This window comes from Mycobacterium hubeiense (genome assembly GCF_002838065.1).
GTDB lineage: Bacteria > Actinomycetota > Actinomycetes > Mycobacteriales > Mycobacteriaceae > Mycobacterium > Mycobacterium hubeiense.
Genome location: NZ_PIZU01000047.1, coordinates 22,770 through 33,627, shown reverse-complemented (window position 1 = coordinate 33,627; position 10,858 = coordinate 22,770). Strand labels below are relative to the sequence as shown.

Below are 10,858 nucleotides of genomic sequence, written 5' to 3'. Positions count from 1 at the left end.
GTTCCACGAGACTCGGGACATGCTCGTGACGCCGTACCGTTCGGCTACCTCACCAACGGGTGCGCCGTCGTTGACTTCAGTGACGGCACGCAGACGGATCTCAACGGTGACACGTGCCGCAACATCGGAATCAGATTCGGGAACCTCTGGATTGACCACCACCAGACCGTGGCAGGGCACGGGTTGCCCGTAAACGATGTCCCGATGACAAACGGTCAAAGATGTCCTGAACCCATACAGGGTCAGTGGGGGCGAACACGTATCGAAACCCTATCGATATAGCGGTTATCCATGGGGGCCGCGGTGTTGGGTACCGGGTTCTCAACCGCCGTCAACAGGTTCGATCGCAGTATCGCGCACCACATATCTTTTGCAGGTCAGAAGCGGGTTTCTGGGACTCAAAACAGGCGGCGTGAGCTCGCCGTGAACTCCCGTTCGATCGTGGCCAGGTGCGCGCTCGGGGGTCTTTTTGGGGGCTTATCCGGCCGCAAATAGAGTGGTCTGCTCGAGGGTGACCGTGTGTTTCTGCGCGGCGATGTAGGGCAGGAAGGTCGGGGGTACCTGCGGGCGTTTCTTGGCGAGCAGATCGGCCACGGTGATGTGCTGCAGGCGCGGGTACTGCTCGCCGTTGGCGGGGTGGGCGAAAACGCCTCCGTGGTTGATCGCGTCGGTGACGCCTTTGGTCGCTGGTGCCAGGGTGATGAGCAGACCCATCTGTGCTTTGCGGGCTTCTACGGTGCCGGAGAGGTCGCGCACCATTGACGGGTTGATTGTCTTACCGCCTTTCACCGACACCAGTAGTTTGCCGATCTTGCCGGTGCCGAGCGGGAACCTCGCTACGCCGTCAACGCCTTTGTCTCCGACCTGTTTCTCGTTCGGTTCGGCGTTGACCATGGAGACAGCCCAGCGTTCAAATTCCAGCGGTGACCGGTCAAACAGTGCGCGGGCACCACCGAGATCTTTCGGGATGCCGGAAAGCTCGATGGAGCCGAACACTCCGCCGCCGTACGTGTGCAGCAGCCGTTTGGTGATGACGTCGATCGCGAGGTGGGTGATATCGATACCGATCCACTGACGACCCAGCCGTTGTGCGGCGTCGACTGTAGTACCACACCCGCAGAAGGGGTCCAGAACGACATCGCCGGGGTTGCTGCTCGCTTGAATGATTCGCTCAAGCAGTGCTAAAGGCTTCTGCGTCGGGTAGCCGAGGCGTTCCGCGGCACCGGAGTTGATGGAAGGAATATCAGTCCACACGTCGCCGACGATCACCGACCGTTCGCTGGGCACGTACGGATCTTGTGCACGCTCGCGAGGCATGCCATTCTTCTGCCAATAGAGACGGCCCTCCATATCTAGTTGTTCGAGCGTGGTGTGCCCCACACGCCAATGTCGGCCAGCACCAGTCGGGTTGACGCTGCGCCAGGGTTGTCCAGTTTCTCCCTTCCGCGTTCCCGGACCAGTCAAATCCTTCGTGCGGTAACGATTACCATCGGTCCAAGTCACAATGTCGTGGGGCTCAGACATAGCTCCCGATGGCACCCGAGTTTCGAAGAATGTGCCAATACGACTCCTGCCGTAAAAGAGCAGTGTGTCGTGGAGGCGCGGCCAGATTGCCTGCTTCACGCTGCGGGCATTGTGCCGTTGCCAACTGACCTCATCACGGAAGTTCTCGGCACCGAATATCGAGTCTAGGAGGACTTTGAGGTAGTGGCTCATTGTCGGGTCGCAATGCAGGTAGAGGGATCCGGTGGGCTTGAGCACCCGGTGCAGTTGAAGCAGGCGAGGCGTCATATTGACGAGGTAGGCAAGCGCCTCACTTTCTTCTAGGAGCGTATAGAACCCAGAAAGGGTGCCAGCGACCCGCCGCGGTGCCGTTTGCGACAGTTGACCTAAAAGCACTTCGGTGGTGTGCGTCCACCGCCACGTGTCTTCGAACGCTTGGATCTGCGCCGCCGACTCGTCGACGGCTCGATTTCGCCCGAAGATGACGGAGTAGTTACGGTTCGAATTGAACGGCGGATCCAGATAGACTAAGTCGACGGATCCATCGTCGACGTGCTCGTCGAGCACCTCGAGATTGTCGCCGAAATATAGTCGGTTCACTGACCCACCTCAGCAGGCTGGGCGCGCCCCGCGCAATGGGAGTTTTCAATTTGCTGTGAAACGGATACCTATTCGAGAGCACGATGTGTGCCCGCTCGCGGCGGCGGTAATCGGCTAATCGGATTCCTTCACGGGAGGTCAGGCGGGCGTCGCGCACTACTGGACGACGCCCGCCCGCCTCTTTGTTATCCGGCGGTTCGATCCCAACCGCGACCAGACTCTCCTGACCCGTTCGTGGCAGCGGGCGGTGTCCGCGGCGACCCTCCGGGTCGGGTAGGTGCCCGGCGATGCGTGGGTGGTGCCAGTTTCGACGCCCTGCAGCAGCGTCGCCGACCGGTGGCGGCAAGTGACGCCTTAGGTTGTGAACGAATTTGTGAACGAAACAGGGCGCAACTGCCGTGATGATGTGAGACGCACCGTGATGGCTGGGACGGGCGGTTGATCGCGACCTGCACGTTTCAGACCCGGGAGGCCATGCGAGACCGGAACCGGCCGGCTCATAACCCAGAGGTCGCAGGTTCGAATCCTGTCCCCGCTACTAAATGAAACGGCCCTCGGAGGAAATCTCCGGGGGCCGTTTCTGATCGACGCAGCCATCGCGTATTGCAATGAGTCCTATCGGACCAGTTTTCTGGGGTCGGGGAAGCCCATCTTGGTGTAACCCGGTGCACGTTTTCGCAGTGACGAGGCGAGTACAGGGGTCAGTTCGTCGTGGTAGTCGTGCACGGTGGCGACGGTCTTGCCGGGATGGGGTCGGGTGATGCGTCCGACGTACTGGACGAGGCGGTTCTTGAAGGTGATCGGCGCTGCGAGGAACAGGGTGTCCAGCGCAGGGCAGTCGAATCCCTCGCCGATAAAGGAGCTGCTGCCAACGATCAGCAACGGCTCAGCGTCGGCGCTGTGGTTGGCGAGTTGTTCCGAGATCTCACGGCGCTGTTTCGCCTTCATCTGACCGCTCAGCACGATGACCGACTTCCCGACGGTGCGGAGACGCTCGGCGATTGCGTTGAGGTGATCGATCCATGTCGTGAGGACGAGAATGTTGGCACCGTCGGCATGCGCCACAAGGACGTCGGAGACGACTTGATCGAGCCGGGCTTCATCGGCGACCAATGCTCGGTAGATCTCCGCCATCCCGCCTGGAGCGCTGGGATCGGCCGGGCCTACGTAGCGGAATTGTGTGGGATGAACATGTAGTACCGGATGCGGCACAAGCAAATTAGCGTCCGCCGAAGGCAGCTGTCCCGCGCCAGGTGCTTCAAGGGTCACGTGATGTGATCCGAGCTGGTGGTAGATGAGGTCTTCGAGCCCATCGCGGCGCTCGGGTGTGGCAGTAAGTCCAAGCCAGTACCTCGCGGGAATTCGGTTGAGGACGTGGAAGAAGGCGCTGGCGGCGATGTGGTGGCATTCGTCGACGATTACGAAACCGTAGCCAGCGGTCAGTTCTTCGATGTTGTCGCGGCGGGCGAGTGTGGGCAGCAGGGCGATATCGATAATGCCGGTCGTCTTTGATCGCCCGCCGCCGATCTGTCCGCACTTGAATCCGAGATACTCCTGCAACCTGTCCCGCCATTGCTCCGCAAGTGCCTTACGGTCCACTAGTACAAGGGTCGATGTGGAGCGAGAAGCTATTGCGGCACAGGCAATCACCGTCTTGCCCAAGCCAGGAGCTGCGATCAACACGCTAATGTCTTCTTCGACGAGGTGTCGGGCTGCGCCGGCCTGTTCGGGCCGAAGCTCGGCTGCACAAGTGAATTCGTGGGTGTCGCCGACGACGCGCTTGTCGTCGATGTGCAACGTACTGCCGGTTGAGTCGACCAATTCCGTTAGAAGATGGTGAAGTCCGCGCGGCAGCACCAGGTCACCGTCTGCTGTCTCGTCATAGCTGTAGAGGAAGCGCGGTGTGTCCCAGGTGCTGCGTCGGGCGCGTTGCCGGGCATCAAACTCTGGATTGCGAATGGAAGCTGCGTGTTTGACTGCCGCGATCATGGCGGGACCAAGATCGTTGGCAGTCAGGGTGAGTCGGGACGAAAAGGTCGCGCGTATAACTGCGGCCGGCCTCGGCACGATCTTGGACGAGGTGGGTAATTGCAGCCGGCGCACTCGATGGCCGAACTGCGGATCGGGCAGACTGCGGGCGAGCCCAGCCACGTCGTTGAGCGACAGCCGCGCGATGCTGGACAGGTAGGCCCATTGGTCGTCGAACGGTTCCAGGGTGGCCGGGTCGAGAAACAGCGTGGTGCCGTGCTGTCGGCGTTTGCCATTGAGAGGTGCGGCGATCAGGTTGCCCATGCCACGGCCGGTGTGGACGTCTTGCGAGGGGAACAGCCGGTCATAGCTGCTGAGGTGCATGCTTCCGCGGAGTTGGAAAGCTTCGCCTAGCAGATTCGTCGCGATATGGCGGGCAGTGGCGGCCGACGTGGCCTGCGCAAAGAATATCCACACATGTGCGCCCCGTCCTGACTGCGAAACCTCCAAGGCTGCCGGAACATTATGGGCCCGTGCGGCTTTCATGTAGGCCAGCGCATCAAGCATCGCGGCCTCTTTGTCGAAGTCAGCGGCGACCCACCAACATGTGTCGTCGTCGCCCAGCGGATACAGACCGATGTGAACCTCGCCACGTAGGTGTTGCGCGATGACCTCGTGAGTCAACGGAAGATATGGGGCGTCAGCGCGGGGCATGCCTTTGCGCCAGTAACCGCGGATCGCGGGCATCCAGCCAGACCGGCCGTCGCGGCGGTTCTCCCACCGCAGCGCGTAAACGTCGGAGCGGCAACGAAACAGATCGAGATAAAAGCGGATCTTGTCGTCGGGGGCTGATGTCATGCTCACCGGCGCCTCCGGAGCGCCAGTGAGAGTAGCCTGATCTGGTTCTGACGCGCGTGCCTGCTCTTCGTTCAGTTTTAGAAGGCGACGCAGCCGCCGATTGTCGGCACGCAGCGTCTCCAACTCGCCCGGAAAGCGCTCGTCCACAACCACAGTGTGCCGGTCACTGGATGCGCAATACAGCTGCTCAGTCGATCCACATACGCATGGAACCGTTCCACGTTGTAGTCGGCGTTGCCGTGTCGATCAGTCGATCTGCAAAGGCGAGGACCGCCCGAACCACAATCGCGAAATCTTGGGGCAGCGCCGCGCCATCGGGTCCAAGGCTGGCCCGGTAGGCGTCGTACGAACGTCGCCTCAGTTCGACAAGGTCCCCGATAACCGAAGACAGCGCGACAAGCTCAGTTGTGCGGTGACCGGCCGTGGCGATGAGCGCAGCGCGAACGGACGAATGTGAGATGTCTCGGTCGCCGGTGAGGGTGTAGACGTCTGCGTAGTCGCGCACGCGCGTGTTCGCTGGGCCGAGACTGATTGCGGTGGTGATCTTCTCGGCTAGCACAGTCTCAAGCGGATAACCGAGGATTCGAACCGGTGGATGCTCCGGCCGCAGCGCAGGTAGATCGATATGTTGCGGTGCGGGAGTGACCGGGTCACCGAAGTTGACGTCCAGACGCAGCTTGACCACCGCAGATGCGATTGCGCAATCCATCGTGACCCGCACTCCGGAGTACAGGTCCTCGTTGCGGATCATGCGGGATGTCACCGTGTCACCGCGGAATTCGACCCCGTCGTCCGGTAATTCTTGCGCCGCGATGGCGACGATTCGTGCGACTACAGTCGCCTCGTCGTTCGCGAAGTTCCGAGCCAAGGCATCAACGTCAGCTGTCGGCCGTCGTGCGTCGAAGGCCGCTAAGAGGATCCCGCCCTTGAGCACAAACTGCTCGGAGTACGGCGAGAGCGCCAATCGCGCCAACCACCGCTCGACCACGTAGAGAGTGAGCAACTCCTGAGTCGGACGGCCTTCGGCGCGGGCACGGCGCTGTAGATCCAGGTAGGCGCGTCCGGCGGCGGTGCTGCGCGTCGGACGGGTCATTGCGCAGTAGCCACGTCGAGCGCACGGCGTACCGGTCCCGCCACATCGAACATCGAAGCGAGGCGCAGCAACTTCGCCGGCGCCGCGTCACGACGCCGCAGGTACCGCTGCATCGCGGCGAACGCCAGCGACTCGCCGAACCGGTGGCGAAGTCGCATCAGGTCGATGACCGTCCGAGCGGGAGTGTAGATCCGCACCCACTCGCCTGGCGCCGCCTCTAGGCGTGACAGGTCGACTTCGAAGGTAGTGGCGGCAAACCGCAAAACCTCTGTTGGCGGATACGCGATCCTTGGCGGGCGGTGTCCGGTGGGCACGGCGATCTGCACCGCGGGCGGGAGTTCGTCGCTCAACTCGTAAACCGCCGCGGCCGATCGACAACACACGATCGCCACAGGGGATCGGTACGCGACGGCCAGCAGATCCGGTTCACTGGCTAGCGGCGCGTCAGCGCGTCGAAAGACCCCACGCGACAGTTCGACGATGTCACCTCCGTCGCGTAAGGCATAGAGCACTCGCGGATGCACACCGCGAGCCAGCGCGGTCGCGGTGGTGAACGTATCGGGTAATTCCTGGAGTCCCGACATGGATAAAAGTGTTACACGTATCGATGTTTAGTGCAACACTTTTATCCACATAGCTAACCGGCCCTCGGAGGAAATCTCCGGGGGCCGTTCACTATTCGATCAATCGAAAACACGACTATCGTCGTCGTCCTGCACGGGCTCCTCCAACCAGGCGCCGTCGCGCCGGTGGCCGTCGAGCAGTGCGCCCCATGTTTCCTGGGCGGCTCGCACCGCGTCGGCATCCAGGTCGGCCGTGGATTGCTTCTGCACGATCGCCACCAGTGCATCCGCCAGGTTGACGGGCGCCACGTTGTGCTTCTTGGCCGTGTTCACGATCTCGATGAACGCCTGGTTGAGCGTGCATCCACGCAGGGCGATGACAACTCCCTCGGCGGTGTCGAGAATCCGGGCACCGCTGCGGCGGGGGTCGTCTCTCGTCCGGTTGAGATCTTTCATCTGCCTCCTCGTCGGCTAATGCGAAAAGGGCGGCGGCATCACCGATGTAGTCGCCGGACGGGCAGTGCGCACTTTTGTGATCTGGCGCCGAATAGCGAGTTCCAAATGTGAGCCGCCGCCACGCGGTCAGACGCTGATGGCCTTCTGCTCGGCGCGCTTCTCGACCGCGATCTTGCGCGGCTTGGCAGTTTCGGCCACCGGCAAGGTCACGCGAAGCACGCCGTCGTGGTACTGCGCCTGGATCTTGTCGGCGTCTAGGCCGCGTCCGAGCAGCACCCGCCGGCTGAATACGCCGACCGGCCGTTCGGCGACCAACCAGTTTCTGTCTGACTCGGCGGTCCGTTCGGCGGTGACCGTCAGGACGTCGTCCTCGATCTTGAGGTCAAGCGACTCCGGATTGATGCCAGGCACATCGAACTCCACGACGAACTGATCGCCGTCACGCCAGGCGTCCATCGGCATGACCGCTGGGCGGGCGATGGTGCCCAGCGCCTGCTGGGTGAGGCGGTCGAACTCGCGGAAGAACGGATCGAACGTCAGCATGAACACCACCTCCATTCGACTGGATATAGTCTTTCCGCCACATATAACCTGTGATGGTCAACACATATTCCACGCGGCTGGAGAAAACATGCCGACTTCGAACGACGCGCGTACGCCGCATGTGCCGGCCCCGGACCACGGCGTCTACGGCATTTCCGTGGCCGCCGGTCTGGCCGGCGCGAGCGTGCAGTCGCTGCGGCTCTACGAGCGCCACGGCCTGCTGTCGCCGGCGCGCACCGAGGGCGGCACGCGGCGCTACAGCGCCGACGACGTGGCGCGGTTACAACGCATCACCGCGCTGATCGCGCGCGGTGTGAACCTGGCGGGCGTCGCGCTCGTTCTCGAATTGGAGGACGAGAACGCGACGCTGCGCGAAGCGAATGCCCAACTGCGGGCGCAGTTCGAGTGACACGATGACGTGCGTGGCTGAGCGCGTCAGTTTCCCCAGCACCACCGGGCCGACCTTGGCGGGTCTCATCGATCTTCCGGAGGGTGAGCCCCGCGGTTGGGGCGTCTTCGCCCACGGCTTCACGCTCGGCAAGGACAGCCCCGCGGCGAGCCGGATCTGCAAACAGCTGGCCAGCGAGGGCATCGGCATGCTGCGCTTCGACAACCTCGGCCTCGGTGACTCCGACGGCGATTGGGGTGACGGGTCGTTCTCCCACAAGGTCGCCGACACCGTGCGCGCGGTGGAGTTCATGAACTCCACCGGTCGCGAGGTGCGTCTGCTCGTCGGGCACTCGTTCGGCGGCTCGGCGGTGATCGCCGCCGCCCACGAATGCCCGACGGTGGAGGCCGTCGCCAGCATCGGCGCGCCCTACGACCCGTCCCACGTCGAGCACAATTACGACGCACTGGTGCACCGGATCGAGGCCGACGGCGAAGCCCCCTTCCTCATCGAGGGCAAGGCGCTGACCCTCAAGCGACATTTCATCGAGGATGTGCGCGCCGCCGATCTGCACGAACGCATCCGCACCCTGCGCCGGGCGCTGCTGGTCATGCATTCGCCCACCGACAACACCGTCGGCATCGCCAATGCGAGCGAGATCTTCCGCGCCGCACGCCATCCCCGCAGCTTCGTCTCACTCGAGGGCGCCGATCATCTGCTCACCGAGAAGAATCAGGCCGCGCGGGCGGCCCGGATCATCAGCGCCTGGGCTGATCCGTATCTGTGATTACCGCACCTTGAGCACGACTTTGCCCTTGGCCGTGCGGTTTTCCAGCGATGCGATGGCCTCCGCGGCGCGCTCCAGCGGATAGACCTCCGGCTGCGGGGCCACCACCTTGCCCGACGCCAGCAGCGGTTCCAGCTCGGCCCACTGCTCGCGCAGATATCCCGGATGCGAGAACGTCCACGCGCCCCAGCCGGCGCCGACCACGTCGACGTTGTTGAGCAGCAACCGGTTCACCTTGACGGTGGGAATCTCACCGCCGGTGAACCCGACCACCAGAAGTCGCCCGCCGACGGCCAGGGAACGCAGCGAGTCGGTGAACCGGTCACCGCCGACCGGGTCGACGACGATGTCCACGCCACGCCCGTCGGTCAGCGTCTTTACCGCATCCCGAAAGCCTTCGGCCAGCACCACATCCGATGCGCCGGCGGCCTTGGCCACCGCGATCTTGTCCTCGGTGGAGACCACCGCGATCGTCCGGGAAGCCCCTAACGCCGGCGCCAGCCGCAGCGTCGACGTGCCGATTCCGCCGGCGGCGCCGTGCACCAGCACGGTCTCGCCGTCGGTCAACCGGCCGCGCGTGCGCAGCGCGAAATGCACTGTCAGATCGTTGAACAGGATTCCCGCACCCGCCTCGAAGGACACTGCGTCGGGCAGCTTGAACACCCGGTCAGGTTGCAGTGCAACGACTTCCGCCATGCCGCCGGACAGCATCGTCAGCCCGGCGACGCGGTCACCCGGGGCCACCCCGGCGCCGTCGGGCGCACTGCGCACCACGCCGGCGATCTCCGCGCCGGGGGTGAACGGCACCTCCGGCTTGTACTGGTACAGGCCACGCGTCAACAGCGCGTCGGGAAACGCCACGCCCGCGGCGTGCACGTCGATGACGACCGCGTCGTCGCCGGACGGCTCGTCGATATCGGCGAGCTGCACCGCTTCGGGACCGTCCAACCGGGTTATCTGTATCGCGCGCATGGCGCCCATTTAACATCGCCGGGTGATCGACGCCCGTGCCGCGGTGCTGCTGCAGGCCGGCGCCGACCCGCAACTGGCCGACGTGCAGATCCGCCCGCCTCTCGGCGACGAGGTCCTGGTCCGCATCGACGCCGTCGGCATCTGCCACACCGACGTCAGCGTGGCCGCCCGCTGGCGGCGCCCGCCGATGGTGTTCGGGCATGAGGGCGCGGGCACCGTGGCCGCCGTCGGGCCTGCCTCCACACTGACGCCGGGCCAGCAGGTGGTGCTCACCTTCGCCAGCTGCGGACAATGCGACCGATGCGCGCACGGTGAACCTGCCTACTGCGACCGCTCCACCGACCTGAACATGCGGGGTGAGACCGGCGCACTCAAGGCCGGCGGCCGCGACGTCGGCGGCGGCTTCTTCGGTCAATCCAGCCTCGCCACCTATGCCATTGCACGCCAACGCAATACGGTCGCCCTCACCGAACCGATCGACCCGGCGCTGGCAGCCCCGCTCGGCTGCAGCGTGCAGACCGGCGTGGGCACGGTGCTCAACGCGCTCAAGACGCAACCCGGCGACGCCCTCGTCGTCTTCGGCGTCGGTGCGGTGGGGCTCTCGGCGGTGATGGCGGCCCGCATCGCCGGATGCCGCACCATCGTCGCGGTGGATCCGGTGGCCGAACGACGCACACTCGCCACGGAACTGGGCGCCACCACGACCGTCGACCCCACCGATGCGGCCGCGATCGCAGATCTCAGCGGCGCGGACGCGGCCATCGACACCACCGCGATACCCGACGTGCTCGCCACCGCGGTCAGCGTGCTGCGCCCGCGGGGGACGCTGGCGATCGTGGGCCTGGGCGCGCCGACGGCGCCGCTGCCGGTCGGCCTCATCATGGGCAAGGGGTTGTCGATCCGCGGCGTCGTCGAGGGCGACAGCGACCCGCACACCTTCATCCCGCATCTGGTCGACCTGTGGCGTAACGGCGACCTCCCGCTGGACAAACTCGTCACCATCTACGACTTCGAGAACTTCGACGACGCGTGGTCGGCGGCCAAAACCGGGCGGGTAATCAAACCCGTGCTGCTCACCAGGCGTTAAGCTACGAAGTCCGGCAGCGTTGCCGTGATCGATCGGAGCG

10 protein-coding genes are annotated in these 10,858 nt (G+C 64.1%); 3 read left to right on the top strand and 7 right to left on the bottom strand.

Annotated features, from left to right (window positions below; genetic code table 11):
- Positions 1–477: 477 nt before the first annotated feature.
- From CWS39_RS30195 to CWS39_RS24575, 6 genes are all read right to left on the bottom strand, one after another.
- On the bottom strand, positions 478–2,103 hold the full coding sequence (locus CWS39_RS30195; protein ID WP_102145510.1) for a DNA methyltransferase: 1,626 nt from the start codon (positions 2,101–2,103) through the stop codon (positions 478–480).
- Positions 2,104–2,718: 615 nt separating this feature from the next.
- On the bottom strand, positions 2,719–5,076 hold the full coding sequence (locus CWS39_RS24595; RefSeq protein WP_102145509.1) for a DEAD/DEAH box helicase: 2,358 nt from the start codon (positions 5,074–5,076) through the stop codon (positions 2,719–2,721).
- A 40-nt stretch (positions 5,077–5,116) separates the two neighbouring features.
- On the bottom strand, positions 5,117–6,022 hold the full coding sequence (locus CWS39_RS24590; protein WP_102145508.1) for a nucleotidyl transferase AbiEii/AbiGii toxin family protein: 906 nt from the start codon (positions 6,020–6,022) through the stop codon (positions 5,117–5,119).
- Positions 6,019–6,606 (bottom strand): type IV toxin-antitoxin system AbiEi family antitoxin domain-containing protein, encoded by a 588-nt coding sequence (locus tag CWS39_RS24585; protein WP_102145507.1) that lies wholly within the window; start codon positions 6,604–6,606, stop codon positions 6,019–6,021. Before CWS39_RS24585 ends, CWS39_RS24590 begins: the two co-directional genes overlap by 4 nt.
- 99 nt (positions 6,607–6,705) lie before the next feature.
- Positions 6,706–7,041, bottom strand: coding sequence for an ANTAR domain-containing protein (locus CWS39_RS24580; RefSeq protein WP_102145506.1), 336 nt, complete (start codon positions 7,039–7,041; stop codon positions 6,706–6,708).
- A gap of 126 nt (positions 7,042–7,167) precedes the next feature.
- Complete coding sequence (locus CWS39_RS24575; protein WP_102145515.1) at positions 7,168–7,593, bottom strand: Hsp20/alpha crystallin family protein; 426 nt, start codon at positions 7,591–7,593, stop codon at positions 7,168–7,170.
- 79 nt (positions 7,594–7,672) lie between these two features.
- On the opposite strand from CWS39_RS24575, the gene CWS39_RS24570 reads away from it, so the two are divergent.
- Together CWS39_RS24570 and CWS39_RS24565 are read left to right on the top strand one after the other, a co-directional pair.
- Positions 7,673–7,993 carry a MerR family transcriptional regulator gene (locus tag CWS39_RS24570; protein WP_102145505.1) on the top strand — a complete coding sequence of 107 codons (321 nt, stop codon included), beginning with the start codon at positions 7,673–7,675 and terminating at the stop codon, positions 7,991–7,993.
- Positions 7,994–8,006: 13 nt separating this feature from the next.
- The gene (locus CWS39_RS24565) at positions 8,007–8,759 is read left to right on the top strand and encodes an alpha/beta hydrolase family protein (protein ID WP_102145514.1); all 753 of its coding nucleotides are present in this window, start codon (positions 8,007–8,009) and stop codon (positions 8,757–8,759) included.
- On the opposite strand, the gene CWS39_RS24560 is transcribed toward CWS39_RS24565, so the two are convergent.
- Entirely contained in the window at positions 8,760–9,731 is a 972-nt protein-coding gene (locus CWS39_RS24560; protein WP_102145513.1) for an NADPH:quinone oxidoreductase family protein, read from the bottom strand. It abuts the gene before it with no gap.
- Positions 9,732–9,753: 22 nt separating this feature from the next.
- Here CWS39_RS24560 and CWS39_RS24555 point away from each other — a divergent pair, with 22 nt between their 5' ends.
- A complete protein-coding gene (locus CWS39_RS24555) occupies positions 9,754–10,818 on the top strand; it encodes an NAD(P)-dependent alcohol dehydrogenase (RefSeq protein WP_102145504.1) in 1,065 nt (354 codons plus the stop codon).
- Positions 10,819–10,858 lie beyond the last annotated feature (40 nt).

What these genes read in the sequence shown, in the direction of transcription:
- CWS39_RS24590 (WP_102145508.1), bottom strand. Translation starts at nt 6,022, where the DNA reads ATGACCCGTCCGACGCGCAGCACCGCCGCCGGACGCGCCTACCTGGAT.
- CWS39_RS24560 (WP_102145513.1), bottom strand. Translation starts at nt 9,731, where the DNA reads ATGCGCGCGATACAGATAACCCGGTTGGACGGTCCCGAAGCGGTGCAG.
- CWS39_RS24580 (WP_102145506.1), bottom strand. Translation starts at nt 7,041, where the DNA reads ATGAAAGATCTCAACCGGACGAGAGACGACCCCCGCCGCAGCGGTGCC.
- CWS39_RS24570 (WP_102145505.1), top strand. Translation starts at nt 7,673, where the DNA reads ATGCCGACTTCGAACGACGCGCGTACGCCGCATGTGCCGGCCCCGGAC.
- CWS39_RS24585 (WP_102145507.1), bottom strand. Translation starts at nt 6,606, where the DNA reads ATGTCGGGACTCCAGGAATTACCCGATACGTTCACCACCGCGACCGCG.